This window comes from Spirillospora albida, from assembly GCF_000718255.1.
GTDB lineage: Bacteria > Actinomycetota > Actinomycetes > Streptosporangiales > Streptosporangiaceae > Spirillospora > Spirillospora albida.
Map to the genome: position 1 here is coordinate 34,732 of NZ_JOFJ01000011.1, position 19,932 is coordinate 54,663.

Consider the following 19,932-nt stretch of genomic DNA (forward strand, 5'->3'; position numbering starts at 1 on the left):
CAGGCTCGCCCATGGTCGTCCGTGTCGGCGTTCGGGGGTGTGACCACGAACGTCCCTCGCCCCTGAGTGGTGACGACAAGTCCACGTTGGGAAAGCTCGCGGAGCGCGTCGGCCAGGACGACCGCTGTCCGGGCGGCCCCGCGTGTTCAGGCGGGGAGGACGAACACGCCGCGGCCGGGGACACCGCGGACCAGTCCGCGCTCCTTGAGGATGCGGACCGCTTCGGCCGCCGTCCGCTGGCTGACGCCGTAAATGTCGGCGAGCTGTGAGGCGGACGGGATGCGACGCCCGGGTGGGATTTCGCCGGACGCGATCTGCGCGGCGACCGCGTCGGCCACCTGAACCTTGAGCGGGTCGGCCCCTTCAAGATCGATGCTCACGGAACGACGGTACCCATGGCAACCTAGTCGTTCAGATGCACACCTGTGCACGCATATGCAAGACTTGGCCCATGTGGTCCGCCCGGCGGTGCAACGCCGGACGGACCTGAGCCGAACGCCGTAGGAGGGCGAACGACCCATGCTTCCTGACTCTAAGGCGCGCTTGGACGCGCTGGGGACCGTTCTGCGTGCGCACGGGATGCGGGCCTGGATGACGCCGGACGGGCTGCACGTCGAGAACCCGCGGGCGGCCGGGTGCTGCTCGCTGCACCCGGGCGTCGTCCTGACGGCGGAGCCGCGCCAGGATGACGCGGGGCGGACGTGGTTCTGGGTCGGGCAGCGGCGCCCCCTCGCCGAGGCCGATCACATCCCGGACGCCGTGACCACCGTGAAGGCGCTGCTGAGCGCCGGGCCGGAGGTGGCGCCGTGATCGCGCTCGTCACGACGTCGATCGGCGCGGTCGCGCTGCTGACCGCGGCGTCCGCGGCGTCCGCGGCGGCGTTCACGGTGGGACGCCGACCCCGGTACGTCGGGCGGCACCGCACCCGGTTCTGAGCGTTCCCGCCGCGGCTGTACGTCCGGCTCGATCCGGGGTGGTGCACAATCGTCCGGAGTGTCGAGGAGGCGCCGGGGGAACGGAGGGGCGTCTTGCCGGAGGCGGTCGAGGAGGCCACCGCCCCGTCGCGGGCGCGGCTGATCGTCGGCCTGGTGATGGGAGCGTTCGCGGGCGTGTACGCGCTGGCCGCGCCTTCACGCGCCCATGGCCTGGCCGGCGTCGCATTGTCGGTCGCGCTGGTGACCGGTGTCCTCGTGCTGCAGCTCGCATGGTTGGCGCCCGGAGTGGCCGGTCGGCAGCGCGTGCTCGGGACGGTCCTCCAGGCGGCCTGCGCGTACACGGGCGTCCTCGCTTTCGGGACGTCGGTGGCGATGCTCGGCTTCGTCGGCGCGTCGCTGCTGCTGGCGGGCGCGTGGCCCCTCACGGTCGCCGTGGTCGCGAGCGCCGCCGTCATCGAGGCGTGGCGGGACGGCGCGGCCGCGGACGCGACGATCACGACGGTCCTGCTCGTCCTGATGCTTTACGGGCTGGTGAAGCTCACCGCCCGGGTGGACGACGCGGCGGCGGCGCGGCTTCCGCTCACGATGGCGGCGGTCGCCCGGGAGCGGCTGCGGATCACCGCCGAGCTGAACGAGGGCCTCGGGCACGGACTGACCACGATCTCGGAGGGCAGCCGCCGGGCACTGGACCGTCCGGAGGACATCGGCGAGGTCCTGGACGCGGCGCGGCGGTCCCTGAACGACGCGCGGGCCGCGGCGGCGGACTTCCGGAGCATGTCGCTGGCCCCGGAGATGTCGGCGGCGCGGGCCATGCTCGGCGCGGCGGGCGTCGACGCGGACGTTCGCACCGGTCACCTCGAGCCCCTGGGACCGGCGGGGGCACTGCTGGCGACCGTCCTGCGCGAAGCGGTCACCGGCGTCGTGCGGGAGGGCACGGCGCGGCACTGCGTCATCGAGACGTCGGAGAGCAAGGGCGCGGTACGGCTGCGCGTCGTCAACGACGGTGTCCGGACGGCGGCGCGCGGAGAGGAGGGGATGCTCGACGCGGCCGAACGGCTCCGCGCGGCCGGCGGCACGCTCACCACGGAACTCCGCGACGACGGGCGCTTCACGGTCGACGCGACCCTGCGGGCAGGGGACCGTCGCGTCCCCGTGCCGGATCCGGGTGCCTACCGTATGACGGTCGCGCTGCTGGCGGCGGTCTTGGCGGGCTTCATGGTGAAGGCGCTGCTCAGCGTCCCCTGGGGCTGGCAAGGGCCCGCGATCACGGCCGCCCTGCTCGCGACGGGCGCTCTGCGCCTCCGCTGGCCGGGCCGGGCCGGTGACGAGGTGACCGGTGTGCGGCCGGGCGGTGGCCGGTGGGCGGGGCGGCTCGGGATGAGGATGCGGGGTGGGCGTGTCCGGGCATGGGTGCCGGTGGCTCAGGTCGGGCTGAGCTTCGCCCCCGCCATCGTGTTCGGGACGTCCTGGCTCGGGGTGCCCGGGTTCCTGGTGGGGTCGTTCCTCGCGGGCATGCCGCAGCGGGTCGCGGTTCCGCTGGTGCTGGGGACGATGGCGGGGGTGGGGGTGTGCGCCGGGCTGCTCCGGCAGGGGGCGGCGGTCACCGTCAACCTCGTGTTCGGGACGCTGGTCTCCGCCCTGGTGGTGTACGGGCTGGTTCGGCTGGCGCGGCTCGTCCGGGACCTGCGGGAGGCGGGGGAGGAACTCGCCCGCGCGGCGACCGTCCAGGAGAGGCTGCGGGCCGCGCGTGACCTGCACGACCTGCTGGGGCACAGCCTCGCCGCGATCCTGCTCAAGTGCGAGCTGGCGCGGAGGCTGGCCGCCGTCGATCGGGACCGGGCGAGGGCGGAGCTCGCGGAGGTCGTCGGCATGGCGGAGCGCGCCCGGCAGGACCTGCGGACCGCCACCGGCGGCGGCGCCGAGCTGTCGCTGGACGCGGAGATCGGCTCGGCGTGTTCGGTGTTCACGGCGGCGGGGGTGAGCGTCGAGGCGGACGCCGGGCACGGCGCCGTCGAACCGCGGGTCTCGGCGTTGCTGAGCACGGTGCTGCGGGAGGCGGTCACCAACGTCCTCCGCCACAGTGCGGCCCGGCACTGCACCATCGTCACGGAACGGGACGGCGGGGTCGTCCGGCTCACCGTCGAGAACGACGGGCTCGATCCGGGTGCGCCGCCCACGCCCCCCGGCTCCGGCATCGGCAACCTGGCCACCCGGCTCGCCGCGGTCGACGGAACGCTCAGCGCGCGGGCCGACGGTCACGGCGGGTTCCGTCTGATCGCGGCCGTACCGGTCGAGGCGGACGCGGCCCGCTGACAGTGCTCTCGCAGGCGGTCAGAGCCAGCCGGCCTTCTCGGCTATCCGGGCGGCGTCGGTCCGGTTGCGGGCGTGGAGCTTGGTGACGACGGCCGTCAGGTAGTTGCGGACCGTGCCCGCGGACAGGTGCAGGCGTGCGGCGATCTCCTGCGCCTCGGCCCCTTCGGCGGCGAGGCGTAGGACGTCCGTCTCGCGCGGGGTGAGGGGGTTGTCGGCGAGGTCCCAGGCGGTGAGGGCGAGTTGCGGGTCGAGGACGCGTTCGCCCGCCGCGACCCTGCGGATGCCGGCGGCGAGCTCGTCCGGCGGGACGGTCTTCAGCAGGAACCCGCGGACGTGCGCCGTCAGGGCGCGGCGCAGGTGGCCTGGCTTGCCGTGGCCGGTGAGGATCAGCGTCGCGATGCCGGGGAGGGCCTCGTGCAGGGCGGAGGCGGCGGTGAGGCCGTCGGCGCCGGGCATGTCGACGTCGAGGACGGCGACATCGGGACGGGCGGCGCGCGCGGCCGGCAGCACCTCGTCGCCGCGGTCCACCTCGGCGACGACGGTGAGATCGGGCTCCAGCGACAGCAGGGCCGCGAGGGCGCCGCGGACGACATGGTGGTCGTCCGCGAGAAGCACCTTGATCACCTCATATGTCTATCTCATGGGTGCGCCCATGACCAGATCACGGGTGCTCGGTGATCCCGTCTCTGGTCCGTGAACACGCAGGTCAGAACACTTGAGACATGGACGAAGCGGTGCGCTTGGACGCGGTCAGCAAGGTCTACGGCAAGGGGAGCGGCGCCGTGGCGGCGCTGCGGGAGGTGACGATCGGGCTCCCGCGTGGACGGTTCACGGCCGTGATGGGCCCGTCCGGATCGGGGAAGAGCACGTTCCTGCACTGCGCGGCGGGGCTGGACGCTCCCACGTCCGGCACGGTGCGGCTGGGCGGGACGAGGCTCGACGGCATGAACGAGACCCGGCTCACGGAGCTGCGAAGGGAGCGGGTCGGTTTCGTCTTCCAGGCGTTCAACCTGGTGCCGTCCCTGACGGTCGAGCAGAACATCACCCTGCCGATGAGGCTGTCCCGGACGAGGGTCGACAAGAAGTGGCTGAACGGTGTCATCGACCGGGTCGGCCTGAGGGAGCGGACACGGCATCGCCCGGCCGAGCTCTCCGGCGGGCAGCAGCAGAGGGTCGCGATAGCCCGCGCCCTGGTGACCCGGCCCGATGTCGTGTTCGGCGACGAGCCGACAGGCGCGCTCGACACGATGACGGCCCGCGACGTGCTCACCCTTCTGCGCGAGACCGTGGACGGCCTGGGCCAGACCGTCGTGATGGTCACGCACGATCCGGTCGCCGCCTCCTACGCCGACACGGTGCTGTTCCTCGCGGACGGACGGATCGTGGATTCGCTGGACGCCCCGTCCAGCGACAGGGTCGCCGCCCGCATGACCCGTCTGGGGGCGTGGACGTGATGATCCTCGCCACTCTCCGGCACCGGAAGGCGGGCTTCGCGGGGGCGTTCGTCGCGCTGCTGTGCGCGGCGGCCCTCGTGTGCGCGTGCGGCGTGCTGCTCGACACCGGCCTTCGCGGCTCCGTCGAGCCCGAACGGTTCGCGGGGGCGCCCGTCGTGGTGACCGGCGACCAGTCCGTCCACCAGACGAAGGTGAAGAAGAAGGGCAAGGTGAAGCACAAGGCGAAGCCGATCGCCGAGCGTGCCTGGCTGCCCGCGTCGGTGGCCGACCAGGTCCGCGCCGCGCGGGGGGCGCACCGCGTGGTCACCGACGTGGTCTTCCCGGCCGAGGTCCCCGGCGGGCCGGACGCGTCGTGGGGGCACGGGTGGGAGTCCGCCGCGCTGACCCCGTTCACCCTGCGGGAGGGGCGCGCGCCCGCTGCCGACGACGAGATCGTGATCGACGCCGCCACGGCTCGGGACGCGGGTCTCCGGGTCGGCTCGCGGGTGAACGTCGCGTCCGCCCTGCCGGGCGTGTACCGGGTCGTCGGGGTGACGGCGCAGTCGCTCCCGTCGCAGGCGGCGATCTTCTTCTCCACCGCGCGGGCGGCGCGCCTGGCCGGGCGTCCCGGCATGGTCGCCGCCATCGGCGCGTCCGGCGACCCGGAGGCGATCGCGGACGCGGTGCGCGGCACCGGCGCCACCGTCCACACCGGGAAGGACCGGGGCAGGGCGGAGTTCCCCGGCGCCGAACGGTCCCGCATCAAGCTGATCAGCATGGGCGGCGCGCTCGGCGGGACGGCGCTGCTCGTCGCGGTCCTCGTCGTCGCCGGGACGTTCGCGCTCTCCGTCCAGCAGCGGGAACGGGAGATCGCGCTGCTGCGCGCCGTCGCGGCCACGCCGCGCCAGGTCCGGCGGATGATCGGACGCGAGGCGCTGCTCATCGGCCTCGTCGCCGGTCCGCTCGGCGCCGCCGCCGGGCTCCCGCTCGCCTTCCGGCTCCGCGACGAGTTCCGCGGACTGGGCGCGCTGCCGCCCAACCTCGACCTCGTCGTCAGCCCGTTTCCCTTGGCCGCCGCGATCGCCGCGACCCTCGCCGCCGCGTTCGCCGCCGCCCGGATCTCGGCGCGCCGCACATCCCGCGTCCGCCCCGTCGAGGCCCTCGGCGACGCGGCGCTGCGCCCGGCCCGGCTCGGCGTCGCCCGGACGTTCGCGGGGGGCGCGGCGCTCGCGGTCGGCGCCGTCCTGACGATCGTGCTGTCCGCGCTGAACACCGAGGCCGCGTCCAGCCCCGTGACGATGCTGACCGCCCTCGCCTGGACGATCGCCATCGCGCTCCTCGGCCCCGCCATCGCCCGCGCCGCGATCGCCGTCCTCGCCCGGCCGCTGCGGCTCCTGCCGGTGGCCGGGCACCTCGCCGCCGCGAATCTCACCACCGGCGCACGCCGCATCGCGTCCGTGATCACGCCGCTGACGCTGATGATGGGCCTGACCGCCACGATCCTGTTCGTCCAGACCACGATGGGCCACGCCGCGACGCGCGAGGCCGCCGACGGCACGCTCGCCGCACGCGTCCTCGGCCCGAAGGTCCCGCACGGCGTCGCGGACGGGCTGCGCCGCACGCCGGGCATCACGGCCGTGACCGAGGTGGTGCGGAGCACCGTCCGCGTCGGCCTGGCGAACCACAGCGTTCAGGGGGTCACGCCCGCCGGCCTGCACCGCACCATGGACCTGGACGTCCGCACCGGCTCACTGAAGGATCTCGGCCCGTCCACCATCGCGGTCAGCGCGAACGCCGCCGCCCGTCTGGGCGTCCGTCCCGGTGACCGGCTCGCCCTCACCCTCGGTGACGGCACCCCCGCCGACCTGGAGGTCATCGCCGTCTACGGCCGGGGTCTCGGCTTCGGCGACCTCACCGTCGCCCGCGACCTGCTGGCCGCCCACGTCGACGACCCGCGTGGCACCGTCCTGGTCTCCGGCACGGCGGCCGCGCTACGCGAGATGGAGAGGGCCACCGGGCCGCGCGCGACGGACGCGGGCACCGCCGCGCGGCAGCAGGCGGCCCCGAACGCCGAGGTCAACTACGTGGCCATGGGGCTGATCATCGCGTTCACGGCGATCGCCGTGGTGAACACCCTGGCGATGGCGACGTCCGACCGCGCCCGGGAACTCGCCCTGCTCCGCCTGGTCGGCACCACCCGCCGCCAGATCATGCGGATGCTCGGCCTGGAGACCCTGGCGATCGTCCTCATCGCCGCCGTCCTCGGCACCGCGATCGCGTTCGTCACCCTCACGGCGTTCGGCAAGGGCATGACGGACGGAGCGCCCCACATCCCGCCGCTGACCCATCTGGCCGTCCTCGGGGGCGCCGCCGCGCTCGCCCTCCTGGCCACGGCCCTTCCCGCCCGCCTGGCCATGGCCCCCCGCCCCGCCGACACCCTCACCACCGGGGAATGACCGCACACCGCGGACGGCCACCGCCGGTCGTGGCGGTGGCCGTCCTCGGTGCTAGGCGAGCAGGTCGGTGACCGTGCCGGCGCCGATGGTGCGGCCGCCCTCGCGGATCGCGAAGCCGAGCCCCTCGGTCATGGCGACCGGCTTGCCCAGCTCGACGGTCATGTCGACCGTGTCGCCCGGCATCGCCATGTCGCCCTCGCCGGCGAGGGCGATGTCGCCGACCACGTCCGTGGTGCGGAAGTGGAACTGCGGCCGGTAGCCGTGGTGGAACGGCCTGCTCCGGCCGCCCTCCTCCGCCGTCAGGACGCGGACTCGGGCACGGAACCGGGTGTGCGGCCGGACCGCGCCCGGCGCGCTGACCACCTGGCCGCGCCGGATCTGGTCACGGCGGACGCCGCGCAGCAGCATCGCCGTGTTGTCGCCCGCCTCGGCGTGCTCCATCGTCTGCCCGAACGTCTCCAGCCCGGTCGCGACGGACCCGAAGGTCTCGCCGAGCCCGACGACCTCGACGGCGTCGCCGACGCGGATCGCGCCCTGCGCGACGACGCCCGTCACGACCGTCCCGCGGCCGGTGATGGTGAGGACGTTCTCCACCGGCATGAGGAACGGCCGGTCGAGGAACCGGTCCGGGACGGGCACGTACGCGTCGATCGCGTCGAGCAGCTCGCCGATCCGGGCCGTCCAGTACGGGTCGCCCTCGAGCGCCCGGAGGCCGGACACCCGCACGACAGGGATCTCGTCGCCCGGGAACCCGTACTCCGACAGCAGGTCCCGCACCTCGAGCTCGACGAGGTCGAGCAGCTCGGGGTCGTCGACCGCGTCCGCCTTGTTCAGCGCCACCACCAGGTGGCGGACGCCGACCTGACGGGCGAGGACGACGTGCTCCCGCGTCTGCGGCATCGCGCCGTCCACCGCCGACACGACCAGCACGGCCCCGTCGACCTGCGCCGCGCCGGTGATCATGTTCTTGATGAAGTCGGCGTGGCCCGGCATGTCGATGTGGGCGTAGTGGCGGGTCTCGGTGGCGTACTCGACGTGCGCGATGTTGATGGTGATGCCGCGGTCGCGCTCCTCGGGGGCGCGGTCGATGCCCTCGAACGGCACGGCGGACGCGAGGCCCCGGTCGGCGAGCACCTTGGTGATCGCGGCGGTCAGGGTCGTCTTGCCGTGGTCGACGTGCCCCATCGTCCCGATGTTGAGGTGGGGCTTGTCGCGCGTGTACAGCTGCTTCGTCATTTCCGGTGGCCTCTCCGCTGGATGCGTAGAGAACCCGCGCGGGCGTGCTCGCCCGGACCACCCCCCTCCGCTGGTTCTCCGAAGGGTGGGACGGAGAGGGGTCAGCGTCGCGCGCCGTCGGCGGCGGCTGCCGAGAAGGCAGCCGGCACCGCGCTCAGCGGACCGAGGTCCGCGAGCGTCAGGGTGCCGGCTGCGAAGAACATGGGGGGAGGTTACGTCGCGGGGCCGTCCCGAGTCGATCGGTTTTCCGGGACGCGCAGGAGCGCCCAGCCCAGTGCGGCTCCGGTGAGCTGGAACCCCGCGATGGCCAGGATCAGGCCGACCGGCCCGATCGATCCCGCGAACGCGGCGGTCAGCGCCGCGCCCACCGCGGAGGCGCCGATCTTGAGGCTGCCGCCGGTGGTGTTGACCTGGCCGAGCCGGTCCGGTGGCGACTCGCGCTGCCGCAGCATCAGGGTCGCCGCGAACACGGGGCCCTCGCAGGCCCCGGCGAGCGCGCACACCGCCATCGCCCACGGCACCGACGGCGTCAGGGCGAGTGCGGCGAGGGACGTCCCGAACGCGACGAGTCCGGCGACGAGCACCCGCTCGGCGTGCCGGGGTTTCAGCCACCGGCCGGCGGCCAGCGACCCCGCCAGGGACCCGGCCGCGAGCGCCGCGATCAGCCGCCCGCCCGCGCTCGGCGGAGCGCCGATGTGCTCGGCGAACAGCACGGTGGTGACCGCGACCCCGCCGTACCCGAGCCACGCGAACGTCGTCGAGACGGTCAGCGCGCGCAGGACCCGCCCGTGCGCGAGCACGACCAGCCCGCCCCCGAGGACCGAGCCGACCCCCGCCTTCGCGGCGGGCTCGGTCCCCGGCCCCGGGAAGGGGAGGAGCGGCAGGGCGGCCAGGCCCAGGGCGGCGCTGGCCACGATCACGGCGCCGGCGTACTGGCCGCCCGCCGCGCCGGCCAGGGCGGCGGCGAGGCCGGGGCCGGCGATGGCGGCGAGGTTGTAGCTGGACGCCTCGAGCCCGTAGGCGCGGGACAGCCGGTCGGGCGGGACGAACCGGGGCAGCAGGCTCGTCAGGGCGACCACGACCGGTTCGGTGCAGCCGATCACGGCGGCGACCAGCAGGGCGAGGACCAGCGGCGCGGTGCCCGCCAGCCCGAGCAGGACGGCCGTCGCGGCGGCGTAGCCGACGGCCAGCGCCAGCGTCATGCGGCGGGGGTGGCGGGAGCGGTCCAGGGCGTGGCCGATCACCGGGCCGCTCACCACATAGGGCAGCAGCATGGCGGTCTGCAGGAACCCCGCGGCCGCGGCGTCGCCCGTCCGGGCCTGGACGGTCAGGACCAGCGCGGTCGCGACGCCCTCTGCCGACACCCGCAGCAGCGTGGCGGCCGTGAGATGGAGCGGGAGGGCGGGCGTCCTGCTGATCACTTTCGCATCGTGGCACAGGAGTGTCGGGCCGGTTCACTCGGAAATCGGACGCTTAGACTCGGGAGGGTGGCTGAGACGAGCGCAACACACGAGCACGCCGTCACCAGCGAGGTCGGCCGGCTGCGGACCGTCCTGCTGCATCGGCCGGCGGCGGAGCTGAAGCGGCTCACCCCGCGCAACAGCGACAAGCTGCTGTTCGACGCGATCCCGTGGGTGGGCCGGGCGCAGGAGGAGCACGACGCGTTCGCGGAGGCCCTGCGGTCGCGGGGCGTCGAGGTCCTGTACGTGACGGAGCTGCTGCAGGACGCGCTGGAGTACGAGGCGGCGCGCGAGCGGGCGATCGCCGACGCCGTCGCCGACCTGCGGTTCGGCGACCAGCTCCGGCGGATCGTCGCGGGGTACCTGCACGACCTCGACTCGGAGGACCTCGCGCACACGCTGATCGCGGGCCTGGCGCACGAGGAGCTGAAGGCGGGGCACGGCCTGGTCTACCGGCTGATGGACCGGCACGACTTCATCGTCGACCCGCTGCCCGGCCTGCTGTTCACCCGCGACAACAGCACATGGATCAAGGACCGGGTGGCGGTGACGAGCCTGGCGATGCCGGCGCGGCGCCGCGAGTCCGCGCTGACCGGCCTCATCTACGCGTTCCATCCCCGATTCGCGGGGGTGGAACCGGTGTACTCGCCGGAGTTGGAGCACGTGGAGGGCGGCGACGTCCTGCTGCTGTGCCCCGGGGTGATCGCCGTCGGCACGGGCGAGCGGACGACCCCGGCCGGGGTGGAGCGGCTCGCGCGGAAGGTGTTCGCGGCGGGGCTCGCGCACACGGTCCTCGCCGTCCCGATCGAGCAGCGGCGGGCGACCATGCACCTCGACACGGTGTGCACGATGGTCGATGTCGACACGGTCGTGATGTACCCGCCGGTCGCGCACTCGCTGACGGCGTTCACGGTGACGGCCGACAGCGGCGACCTGCGGGTGGCGGAGCCGCGCCCGTTCCTGGAGGCGGCCGCCGCGGCGATGGGCCTGGACCGGCTGAAGGTCATCGACACCGGTCTCGACCCCGTCACCGCGGAGCGCGAGCAGTGGGACGACGGCAACAACACCCTCGCGGTGGCCCCGCGCCTCGCCGTCGCGTACGAGCGGAACATCGAGACGAACGCGCAGCTGGAGGCGGCGGGCATCGAGGTGATCCGGATCAGCGGCAGCGAGCTGGGGTCCGGCCGGGGCGGGCCGCGCTGCATGTCGTGCCCGATCCTGCGGGACGACCCGTCCGCGGAGGCGCGGCCGGCCTGAAAAACGAGAATCCCCGGGAGCGGGCTCCCGGGGATTCTCGGACGTTGGAGGCTCGGGCGGTGTCGACGGGGGCACGACAGCGCCCGAGCGTTGGAAGGGACCCTACAAGGCGGTCCTTCCGGGATGTCACGCGGGGTGTGCTCTGGTGCGAGACGTCGTGGGGAGGGGGCATTCTCCGAGGTCGACGGGTTCGTCCGGAAAGCCGCTGAGGTCGGGGGCGACGGCGTGCAGCCCCACCGGACCGGCGGTCTCGGCGCGCTCGCGGGTGCCGTGCGCCCGCAGGATCGCCCAGACGGTGGTGGCGCCGTCCTCGTGCCGGACGCCCCAGCCCTCGGCGAGCGCCTCGACGATGCCGAGCCCGCGGCCGCCGAGCGAGGAGAGCGTGCTGGGGCCGCGGCGGGGTTCGGTGCTGGCGCCGCCATCGCTGACCTCGAGTTCGAGCAGGTCGCCGCGGCGGGCCCAGCAGACCCGGACCTGGCCGGACGGCAGCGGGCGGGCGTGCCGGAGGGCGTTGCTGATGAGTTCGCTGACGATGACGGTCGCGTCGTCGACGACCGAGTCGTAGACGCCGGAGGCGACCAGTTCGGAGCTGAGGCGCTTGCGCGCGACAGAGACGCTGGACGGTGCGTGTGGCAGCAGGACGACGCTCGACGCCCTCACCTCCCCGTGGACCCTGGGACGAGCCCCGTCGCTCTTCCGGTATGACCGAAATGCCCTGTTGACCTCGACCGGAAACCACCCCCCGGTTGGCGCCGGGACCGATGTCCTCGCCGACACCGTCCACCACCAACAAAGGATCTATCCAGCCAACGGCGGATTACTCCTCAGGCGCGCGTTTCGTCCGTCACACCCTAGCGACACCGTCTTTCCCACTGGTAGCAGGGATTCCACCTGTCGGCACGGACTCTGTCGTCACGGTAAGTGACTGAATACTCGTCAAACGGCACGCCGCAGGACGAGTCGCATGCACGTTCCGTGTCCGGCGCCGCCCGGGAGCGGATTCGGATGGGCCGACACCGACCCGCCCTGCGCCTCCGTCAGCCGCTTCACGATGTAGAGGCCGAGCCCGATCCCGCCGAACCGGCGCCGGTCGCCCGCCTCGCCCTGCACGAACCGCTCGAAGATCCGCTCATGGTCGCCCTCGGCGATGCCGATCCCCTCGTCGGCGACGGTCACGACCAGCCGGGACGCCTCCGCCCACGCCCTGACCCGCACCGTGCCGCCGTCCGGCGAGTACTTGAACGCGTTCTCCAGCAGCTGCCCGAGGACGATGTCGGTCGCCATCGCGTCGCCGCGCGCCCTGGGCAGGCCGGGCTCGATGTCCAGCTCGACCCGGTGCACGTCCGACAGGGACCGGAACCCCGCGACGACACCGTCCAGAACCCGGCACAGATCGAACGGCTCGACCGTCACCGCCAGCTCGTCCGCGCCCATCCGCGCGCCGAGCAGCAGGTGCTCCACCAGCCGCCCGAGCGACTGGGCGCGCTCGGCGATCGTCGCGACGGCCGACCTGCGGTCGTCGTCGGCGAGCGCGTCCCACCGGTTGACCAGCGTGGACGCGAAGCCCTGCACGACCGTGATCGGGGTGCGCAGCTCGTGGCTCGTCGTGGCGAGGAAGAGGTCCTTGGCCTCCTCCAGGGCCTTCGCCTCCGACACGTCGCGGAAGTCGACGACGAGCTCGCCGGTCTCCTCGATCTCGGCGGCCAGCACGTTCAGCCAGGTGCCCGACTCCAGCGGGAACGTCAGCATCTCGCCGAGCGCCGGCATGGCGAACGGGAGGGGCCGGCCCAGCGCGTCCTCCGGCGGGATGCCGGTGAGGGCGTGCGCGGCGGGGTTCCACTGCCGGACGACGAGGTCGTGGTCGAGGACGGCGATCCCGTCCGCGCTGGAGTCGATCACCGCGCGCTCGTGCGCCCGCTGCCGGACGACCTCCATGTACGCGACGGCGTTGCCGACGGCGACGCCCGCGTGCCCGGCGAGCAGCTCCAGCAGCTCCAGCTCGGTGTGCCCGACTTTCTGGCCGGAGAACAGCGCGTACAGCGCGCCGTACGGGCGGCTCTGCAGGAACGACAGCCCGAGCGCGATCGTGTGCAGCCCGGGAAGCTCCGACCAGATCAGGTCGCCGAGCCGCCGCTCGCCCGTCGCCAGCATGACCGTCTTGCCGGTGCGCAGCAGCTCGCCGACGAGGCTCGGGCGCAGCTCGGCGGTCCGGCCCCGCATCCGCTCCGGCAGCCCCGACATGCTGACCAGCTGCAGGTGGTCGCCCTGGATCCGGACGAAGCCGCCCGCGTCCGCGCCGGTCAGCTCGATCAGCGCGGCGGTGATCCGGTCGAGGACCACGGCGAGGTCGAGCTCGGCGTTCAGGTCGGCGACGATGTCGTTCAGCCGCCGCACCAGGCGGGCCCGCTCCGTCATGTGGTGCTGGACGATCTCGTCGTCCTCGACCGGCCGGTACACCCCGACCCAGCCGATCCGCTCGCCGCCGGGGTCGGTCAGGACGCTGGTGTCGATCCGCACGTCGATGAGCCGGCCGTCGCGGTGGAAGCGGCGGGTCGCGATCGTGATCCGGCCGGTGTCCCCGCCGCCGTCGGAGCCCGCGTCCTCGGTGCCGGTCTCCCCGCCGCCGCCGACGCGGCGGGTGAGCAGGCGCTCCTGGACGGCGTTGTGCTCGGCCTTCAGCTCGTCCGGGACGATCGGCGGGACCCGGCCGACCATCTCCTCCGCCGTCCAGCCGAACATGCGCTCGGCCGCCGGGTTCCACACGGTGACCCGGTGCTTCTGGTCGACGGCCACGATCGCGTCGGCCGCGCTCTGCAGCACGGCGCGCGCGATGGGATCGTGGACGTGGTGACGCACGCCTGTCATCGTGCCACCGCTCCCGGGCGCGGCGCCGGAGATCTCACGCGGAAAAGTTCCGACGACCGGCGTCCGGTAACCGGAAGATCACCACTTTCGGGGCCTATCGGCGGGACAGACGGCCGATGGCGAGGGCCGCCGCGCCCGCCACGAGGAACGACAGCAGTGACGCGCTCATCCAGCTCTGCGGGGTGAGGTGCACCAGTTCCTGGACGTCCTTCCAGAAGCCGGCCCACCGGCTCACGGTGCCGGGGTTGATCAGCTGGTAGGTCGTGAACCCGGCCAGCCAGGCGCCGATCATGCTCCACCGGGACGGCGCGGTCCGCTCGGTGTTCCAGCCGGAGCGGCCCCGGCCGAGGAAGAAGTCCGCCGCGAGGACGCCCAGCATCGGCACGAACACCGAGCCGATCAGCGCGAGGAAGCCCGCGTAGTCGCCGATGTCGAGGAGCAGCGCGAGGACGGTGATCAGCGCGCCGAGCGCGACCGTGAGGACGCGCCGGTCGGCGCGCGGCACGAGGTTCTGGATCGAGACGGCCGTCGAGTACACGTTCGCGAACGACTGGTCGGCCTCCCGCAGCACGAACACGGCGAAGAACGCGACGCCCAGCGTGACGCCGAGGAAGGGGTCGAAGACCTTGGCGGAGTCGCCCGCGACGAGCGCCAGGGCCAGCAGGCCGAGGATGTACGCGATGATCTGCGTGACGGAGTAGCCGACGGCGGCGGCGCCGAACGCGCCCCGCGCGCTGCGGGCGTGCCGCGTGTAGTCGGCCGCGACCGGCACCCAGGAGATCGAGACGGCCAGCGCGGCGTCCGCGCCGAGGAGGAACCCGTCCCAGGAGCCCTCGGTGAGGTCGGGCAGCGGCTCGCGCAGGAGCTGGACGTAGAAGTAGGCGAGCGCGATCAGCACGGCGGCCGTGACGTAGCGGCGGAGCATCCGCACCGAGCCGAGCGGCCAGATCGTCAGGACGGTCGTGAGGACGCCCGCCGCGACCACGTACGTCCAGCGCGGCACGCCGTCCCACAGGGCGCGCGCGGCGTCCGCGATGACGATCAGCTCGAACGTGCCCCAGCCGATGAGCTGCGCGACGTTCAGCACGGTCGGGACGTACGAGAGCCGCGCCCCGAACAGCCCCCTGAGCAGTACCATCGCGGGTTGGCCGGTCTTCGCGCCGGGCACCGCGGACAGGCCCAGCATCAGCCCGCCGAGGACCGTTCCAACGATCATCGCGGTGATGCCCGCGACGATCGACAGCGTCGGCGCGCCGGAGGCGTCCGGCGCGAGGACGGTGTACGCGCCGGAGAACGCGAACAGGCTGACCCCGAGGTTGGCCCAGAAGGCGCTCTGGTCCCAGAACCCGAGGACCTTGGGCGCGGGCTCGTCCAGCGTGTACGGGGCCTCGTCGCGCGGGCGGTCCTGAGGGCGCTCGTCGATGGCGGACGTCATGGGGCACGCTCCCTACGCCGGCATTACCCGGACAGGTTCATGCGGTCGGCGGCGCCTGCAGCCGCCCTCTCAGCCCGGTGACTCCGAGCTCCCGCGGATCGGATTTCGGACCCGATGCTACAGGCCGGACTTACGCGACGTACGGCTCGGTATCGCCCAGGCCCTCCATCGGGCGGCCCGCCGCCGACCACGCCCGCATCCCGCCGTCCACGTTCTTCGCCACCCAGCCCGCCTGGTTCAGCGCCACCGTCACCCGCGCCGACCGGGCCCCCGACCGGCAGATCACGTAGACCTCCCGGTCGCGCGGGATCTCGCCCGCCCGGTCGTTCAGCCGCCCCATCGGTATGTGCACGGCCTCCGGCGCGTGGCCCGCGTCCCACTCGTCCTGCTCCCGCACGTCCAGCAGGTAACCGTCCTGCGGGACGTCGGCGGCGATCACCGCCGGAACGTCCTCTCCGAAAAACATCACGCCTCCTGGGAACCGGCAGGGAACCCGCCGCGTCGAATACGCATGCGGTATCGGACGCTCTTGATCACGACGCCCGCGCTCGCCACGATCTTCTCACTGGCGGCCTGCGGCGACGAACCCGCCAACGACGACCCGGCGGCCGGGCCCTCCGGCACGACGTCGGTTAGTCCGTCCGGCACCCAGGCCGCGGAGACCTCACTGACCGTCGAGGTGAAGGCATCCGCGCAGGCTCCCGCCAAGACCTGGACGCTGACCTGCTCCCCGCCGGGCGGAACCCATCCGAAGGCCGCCGAGTCCTGCGCGGCCCTCGGCAAGGCCAAGGACCCCTTCGCGCCGGTCCCCAAGGACAGGATGTGCACCCAGATCTACGGCGGCCCCGAGGTCGCCACGATCAAGGGCACCCACAAGGGCGCCCCGGTCGACGCGAAGTTCGCCCGCGACAACGGCTGCGAACTGGCCCGCTGGACGGCGGTCGCCCCGATGTTCGGCGACGTCCCCAAGGTCCGCTGACCCGGCCGCGCGCACCCGAAGACCCCCGCGCCGCGGGGGCCTTCCGGTGCGCGGTGGATCAGGCCGCCCTCTCGCCCCCGAGGGGCTGGAAGCGGCGGAGGCGGAGGCTGTTGCTGACGACGAAGACCGACGAGAAGGCCATCGCGGCACCCGCGATCATCGGGGTGAGCAGGCCGGTCGCCGCGAGCGGCAGGGCCGCCACGTTGTAGGCGAACGCCCAGAACAGGTTCCCCTTGATCGTGCCGAGCGTCCGGCGGGACAGCCGGATCGCGTCGGCCGCCGCCCGCAGGTCGCCGCGCACGAGCGTCAGATCGGACGCCTCGATCGCCACGTCCGTCCCCGTGCCCATGGCGAGGCCGAGGTCGGCCTGCGCGAGCGCGGCGGCGTCGTTGACGCCGTCCCCGACCATCGCGACCGTCCGGCCCTCCGCCTGGAGGCGCTTGACGACGTCCACCTTGTCCTGCGGGAGGACCTCGGCGATGACCTCGTCGATCCCGACCGCCTCCGCCACGGCCTCGGCGACGGCCGTGTTGTCGCCGGTCAGCAGCACCGGACGCAGCCCGAGCGCGCGCAGCCGCTCGATCGCCTCGGCCGAGGTCGGCTTGATCCGGTCCGCGACGGTGAGGACCGCGCGGGCCTCGCCGTCCCAGCCGACCGCGACCGCGGTGCGGCCGCGCTCCTGCGCCTCCCGCATGGCCTTCTCCAGGTCCGGCGTGAGCCGCTGCGACCACTCGGCGAGCAGCTGCGGCCGGCCGACCAGCACGCCGTGCCCGTCGACCATCCCCTGGACGCCGAGGCCCTCGACGTTCGCGAAGTCCTCGACCGCGCCGAGTTCGCCCCGCGCCGCCGCGCCGCGCGCGATCGCCCGCGCGATCGGGTGCTCGGACGCGTTCTCCAGCGCCCCGGCGAGGCGCAGCACCTCGTCCGCGGTCACGCCCTCGGCGGTGATCACGTCGGCCAGCTCCATCGAGCCGGTGGTGACGGTGCCGGTCTTGTCCAGGACGACCGTGTCGATCGCGCGGGTCGACTCCAGCACCTCCGGGCCCTTGATCAGGATGCCGAGCTGCGCGCCGCGTCCCGTCCCGACCATCAGCGCGGTCGGCGTCGCCAGGCCCAGCGCGCACGGGCAGGCGATGATCAGCACGGCGACCGCGGCGGTGAACGCGCCGGCCACGCCGTTGCCGGTGCCGAGCCAGAACCCGAGCGTGGCCACCGCGAGCGCGATCACGACCGGGACGAAGATCCCCGAGATGCGGTCGGCGAGCCGCTGCACCTCCGCCTTCCCGTTCTGCGCCTCCTCCACGAGCCGCGCCATCTGCGCGAGCTGCGTGTCGGACCCGACCCGGGTAGCGCGGACGAGCAGCCGCCCGCCCGCGTTCACCGTCGCGCCCGCGACCGTGCCGCCCGGACCGACCTCGACCGGCACCGACTCGCCGGTGAGCAGCGACGCGTCGACCGCCGACGACCCCTCCTCGACGACCCCGTCCGTGGCGATCTTCTCGCCTGGGCGGACGACGAACACGTCCCCGGCGGCCAGCCGCTCGACCGGGACGCGCTCCTCGCGCCCGTCCCGGACGACCGAGACCTCCTTCGCGCCGAGCTCCATCAGCGCCCTCAGCGCGGCGCCCGCGCGGCGCTTGGACCGGGCCTCGAAGTACCGGCCGGCCAAGATGAACGCGATGACGCCCGCCGCCGCCTCGAAGTAGATGTTCATCGATCCGTCGGACCGCGTCATCGAGAACTCGAAGCCGTGCTTCATGCCCGGCATGCCCGCGTCCCCGAAGAACAGCGCCCACAGCGACCAGCCGTACGCGGCGAGCGTCCCGACCGACACGAGCGTGTCCATCGTGGCGGCGCCGTGCCGCAGGTTCGTCCAGGCCGCCTTGTGGAACGGCCAGCCCGCGTACACGACGACGGGCGAAGCGAGCGTCAGCGACAGCCACTGCCAGTACTCGAACTGGAGGGCCGGGATCATCGCCATCGCGATGACCGGCACCGACAGCACGATCGAGGTGATGAGCCGCTGCCGCAGCGGCGTGAGGCCGTCGTCCCGCGCGACGTCCTCCTCCTGCCGGACGGGCGGGGCGGGCAGCTCGGCGGTGTAGCCGGCCTTCTCGACCGAGGCGATCAGCTCCTCCGGGGTGACCCCCTCGGGGTATTCGACCCTGGCCTTCTCGGTGGCGTAGTTGACGGTGGCGGTCACGCCCTCGATCCTGTTGAGCCGCTTCTCGATGCGGGCGGCGCACGAGGCGCAGGTCATCCCGCCGATCGCCAGCTCGATCCGCCCGGGTTCCGCGTCGGGCACTGCGCCGGTCGTCATCGCTCCTCCTCCTTCTGTGGCTCGAACGGGATGTCAGTGGGTGTGGCCGTGGCCGTCGGTCCGCGGCGCGCCCGCGGGGACCTTCCCGTGGCCCGCGGTCGCGGTGAACTCGGCGGTGCGGACCTTCCCCTCGTGCTGGAAGTCCAGGTAGAGACGGTACGCGCCCGCGCTGGGCACCTCGGCGAAGAACGTGATGTCGGGCCCCGGACGGGTCTTCCCGTCGCCCGGCTCCCCGTCCGGATGCACGTGCAGGTACGCCAGGTCGCCGTTGCGGAGCGCGACCAGGTGCCCGAACGCCTCCAGGTAGGGCTCCAGGTCCGTGACGGGGGCGCCGTTCCTGCTCACCGACAGGACCAGCCTGCTCGTCCGGCCCGGGACCAGGTCGCCCTTCAGCCTGACCTCATAACCATCGACCTTCGCGACCTGTTCCACCTTGGGCAGCGGGGCCGGCTCGTAGTCGCCGGTGGCCGTGACGTCCGCCCCCAGCGTCAGCTGCTCCTTCACGCCCTCCGGCTGGACATCGGTGAAGAACCGGTACGCACCCGCCTTCGGCAGCGTCACCTGGACGGACCAGACGCCGCCGCCGACCTCCTCCGGGTGCACGTGCTGGAACCCCGACAGGTCGCGGCGAGCGATGATCAGGTGCAGCCGCTTGCCGTGCAGGGTCTGGAACCCGGTGACCGGCCTGCCGTCCGGGCCGTCCACGCTGAACCGGAAATCGGTCTTCTCGCCCGGCTTCAGGACCGTGCTGCGCGGGTTGAGGGTGAAGCCGTCCTGGCTGATCTGGAGGCCGCCGGGAACCGCGTCCTCGCCGCCCTTCGCGGGCTCGGCCGTCGCGCCGCTGTGGCCGTGGTCGCCCGCCGCGGGCTCCGGCTTCGCGCCGATGGGGCCGGCCGCGTTCCCGATGCCGATGGCGCCGCCGAAGACGACGGCCAGTCCGAGTGCGTAGACGCCCAGCTTGCCGGGGGTGTTCATCGCTGTTCGCTCCCTGTCGAGGGGCCCGGTCTCCCGGGCCCCGGTCTCGCGTTACGCCTTGACTTCGTATCCGGCTTCCTCGACCGCGGCCTTGACGGCGGCGTCGTCGAGGGGGCCCTCGCTGGTGATGGTGACCGCCCCGGTCTTGAGGTCCACGTCCACGCCGGTCACCCCGGCGACCTGGCCGACCTCCTCGGAGACGGAGTTGACGCAGTGCCCGCAGGTCATCCCCGCGACGGTGTAGGTGGTGGTGGCCATGCTCGTCCTC

General features: G+C 73.5%; 18 protein-coding genes and 1 riboswitch. Of the genes, 7 read left to right on the top strand and 11 right to left on the bottom strand.

The features are described from left to right. Positions 1–146: 146 nt before the first annotated feature. On the bottom strand, positions 147–380 hold the full coding sequence (locus IE99_RS33085; RefSeq protein WP_245623219.1) for a winged helix-turn-helix domain-containing protein: 234 nt from the start codon (positions 378–380) through the stop codon (positions 147–149). Between the two features lie 139 nt (positions 381–519). On the opposite strand from IE99_RS33085, the gene IE99_RS0115660 reads away from it, so the two are divergent. The 3 genes from IE99_RS0115660 to IE99_RS0115670 all read left to right on the top strand — a co-directional run bounded on the left by IE99_RS0115660 (position 520) and on the right by IE99_RS0115670 (position 3,248). Further along, positions 520–810, top strand: coding sequence for a hypothetical protein (locus IE99_RS0115660; RefSeq protein WP_157610334.1), 291 nt, complete (start codon positions 520–522; stop codon positions 808–810). Beyond that, entirely contained in the window at positions 807–935 is a 129-nt protein-coding gene (locus IE99_RS33420) for a hypothetical protein (RefSeq protein ID WP_281176545.1), read from the top strand. Before IE99_RS0115660 ends, IE99_RS33420 begins: the two co-directional genes overlap by 4 nt. Positions 936–1,028: 93 nt before the next feature. Then, positions 1,029–3,248: a histidine kinase gene (locus IE99_RS0115670; RefSeq protein WP_051712555.1), complete on the top strand. Its 2,220-nt coding sequence runs from the start codon at positions 1,029–1,031 to the stop codon at positions 3,246–3,248. 18 nt (positions 3,249–3,266) lie between these two features. On the opposite strand, the gene IE99_RS0115675 is transcribed toward IE99_RS0115670, so the two are convergent. Next, positions 3,267–3,872 (bottom strand): response regulator transcription factor, encoded by a 606-nt coding sequence (locus IE99_RS0115675; protein ID WP_030170414.1) that lies wholly within the window; start codon positions 3,870–3,872, stop codon positions 3,267–3,269. Positions 3,873–3,970: 98 nt separating this feature from the next. Between IE99_RS0115675 and IE99_RS0115680 the strand changes: the two genes are divergently transcribed. Next, the gene (locus IE99_RS0115680; protein ID WP_030170417.1) at positions 3,971–4,702 is read left to right on the top strand and encodes an ABC transporter ATP-binding protein; all 732 of its coding nucleotides are present in this window, start codon (positions 3,971–3,973) and stop codon (positions 4,700–4,702) included. Further along, positions 4,702–7,137, top strand: a complete 2,436-nt coding sequence (locus IE99_RS0115685) for an ABC transporter permease (protein ID WP_030170419.1) — start codon at positions 4,702–4,704, stop codon at positions 7,135–7,137. The genes IE99_RS0115680 and IE99_RS0115685 overlap by 1 nt, the downstream gene beginning before the upstream one ends. Before the next feature lie 51 nt (positions 7,138–7,188). On the opposite strand, the gene tuf is transcribed toward IE99_RS0115685, so the two are convergent. Both tuf and IE99_RS0115695 read right to left on the bottom strand, forming a co-directional pair. Further along, entirely contained in the window at positions 7,189–8,373 is a 1,185-nt protein-coding gene (tuf, locus tag IE99_RS0115690; protein ID WP_030170423.1) for an elongation factor Tu, read from the bottom strand. A 212-nt stretch (positions 8,374–8,585) separates the two neighbouring features. After that, entirely contained in the window at positions 8,586–9,794 is a 1,209-nt protein-coding gene (locus tag IE99_RS0115695; protein ID WP_169744437.1) for an MFS transporter, read from the bottom strand. 66 nt (positions 9,795–9,860) lie between these two features. Here IE99_RS0115695 and IE99_RS0115700 point away from each other — a divergent pair, with 66 nt between their 5' ends. Continuing rightward, the gene (locus tag IE99_RS0115700; protein ID WP_030170429.1) at positions 9,861–11,090 is read left to right on the top strand and encodes an arginine deiminase; all 1,230 of its coding nucleotides are present in this window, start codon (positions 9,861–9,863) and stop codon (positions 11,088–11,090) included. Between the two features lie 126 nt (positions 11,091–11,216). Here IE99_RS0115700 and IE99_RS0115705 read toward each other — a convergent pair whose 3' ends face one another. The 4 genes from IE99_RS0115705 to IE99_RS0115720 all read right to left on the bottom strand — a co-directional run bounded on the left by IE99_RS0115705 (position 11,217) and on the right by IE99_RS0115720 (position 15,856). After that, on the bottom strand, positions 11,217–11,750 hold the full coding sequence (locus tag IE99_RS0115705) for an ATP-binding protein (RefSeq protein ID WP_084219525.1): 534 nt from the start codon (positions 11,748–11,750) through the stop codon (positions 11,217–11,219). A 276-nt stretch (positions 11,751–12,026) separates the two neighbouring features. Then, positions 12,027–13,955 carry a sensor histidine kinase gene (locus IE99_RS0115710; RefSeq protein WP_030170435.1) on the bottom strand — a complete coding sequence of 643 codons (1,929 nt, stop codon included), beginning with the start codon at positions 13,953–13,955 and terminating at the stop codon, positions 12,027–12,029. A gap of 94 nt (positions 13,956–14,049) precedes the next feature. Beyond that, a complete protein-coding gene (locus tag IE99_RS0115715) occupies positions 14,050–15,390 on the bottom strand; it encodes a purine-cytosine permease family protein (RefSeq protein ID WP_030170438.1) in 1,341 nt (446 codons plus the stop codon). Continuing rightward, positions 15,383–15,495: riboswitch (TPP riboswitch) on the bottom strand. It overlaps the preceding gene by 8 nt. A gap of 25 nt (positions 15,496–15,520) precedes the next feature. Further along, on the bottom strand, positions 15,521–15,856 hold the full coding sequence (locus tag IE99_RS0115720) for a rhodanese-like domain-containing protein (RefSeq protein WP_030170441.1): 336 nt from the start codon (positions 15,854–15,856) through the stop codon (positions 15,521–15,523). Positions 15,857–15,919: 63 nt separating this feature from the next. Between IE99_RS0115720 and IE99_RS0115725 the strand changes: the two genes are divergently transcribed. Continuing rightward, positions 15,920–16,369, top strand: coding sequence for an SSI family serine proteinase inhibitor (locus IE99_RS0115725; protein ID WP_245623220.1), 450 nt, complete (start codon positions 15,920–15,922; stop codon positions 16,367–16,369). 58 nt (positions 16,370–16,427) lie between these two features. Here the strand turns inward: IE99_RS0115725 and IE99_RS0115730 are convergent, their stop codons facing one another. Genes IE99_RS0115730 through IE99_RS0115740 form a run of 3 tightly spaced genes read right to left on the bottom strand, consistent with a single transcriptional unit; the run spans position 16,428 to position 19,922 of the window. Continuing rightward, the gene (locus IE99_RS0115730; RefSeq protein ID WP_030170452.1) at positions 16,428–18,689 is read right to left on the bottom strand and encodes a heavy metal translocating P-type ATPase; all 2,262 of its coding nucleotides are present in this window, start codon (positions 18,687–18,689) and stop codon (positions 16,428–16,430) included. Positions 18,690–18,722: 33 nt separating this feature from the next. Next, positions 18,723–19,664, bottom strand: a complete 942-nt coding sequence (locus IE99_RS0115735) for a hypothetical protein (protein ID WP_030170462.1) — start codon at positions 19,662–19,664, stop codon at positions 18,723–18,725. Positions 19,665–19,715: 51 nt separating this feature from the next. Next, a complete protein-coding gene (locus tag IE99_RS0115740; RefSeq protein ID WP_030170465.1) occupies positions 19,716–19,922 on the bottom strand; it encodes a heavy-metal-associated domain-containing protein in 207 nt (68 codons plus the stop codon). Between the last annotated feature and the right edge of the window lie 10 nt (positions 19,923–19,932).

Bases quoted from the DNA above. Each gene is read 5' to 3' on its own strand.
- IE99_RS0115735 (WP_030170462.1), bottom strand. From the start codon at position 19,664: ATGAACACCCCCGGCAAGCTGGGCGTCTACGCACTCGGACTGGCCGTC.
- IE99_RS0115715 (WP_030170438.1), bottom strand. From the start codon at position 15,390: ATGACGTCCGCCATCGACGAGCGCCCTCAGGACCGCCCGCGCGACGAG.
- IE99_RS0115710 (WP_030170435.1), bottom strand. From the start codon at position 13,955: ATGACAGGCGTGCGTCACCACGTCCACGATCCCATCGCGCGCGCCGTG.
- IE99_RS0115740 (WP_030170465.1), bottom strand. From the start codon at position 19,922: ATGGCCACCACCACCTACACCGTCGCGGGGATGACCTGCGGGCACTGC.
- IE99_RS0115720 (WP_030170441.1), bottom strand. From the start codon at position 15,856: ATGTTTTTCGGAGAGGACGTTCCGGCGGTGATCGCCGCCGACGTCCCG.
- IE99_RS0115730 (WP_030170452.1), bottom strand. From the start codon at position 18,689: ATGACGACCGGCGCAGTGCCCGACGCGGAACCCGGGCGGATCGAGCTG.
- tuf (WP_030170423.1), bottom strand. From the start codon at position 8,373: ATGACGAAGCAGCTGTACACGCGCGACAAGCCCCACCTCAACATCGGG.
- IE99_RS0115660 (WP_157610334.1), top strand. From the start codon at position 520: ATGCTTCCTGACTCTAAGGCGCGCTTGGACGCGCTGGGGACCGTTCTG.
- IE99_RS0115680 (WP_030170417.1), top strand. From the start codon at position 3,971: ATGGACGAAGCGGTGCGCTTGGACGCGGTCAGCAAGGTCTACGGCAAG.
- IE99_RS0115685 (WP_030170419.1), top strand. From the start codon at position 4,702: ATGATCCTCGCCACTCTCCGGCACCGGAAGGCGGGCTTCGCGGGGGCG.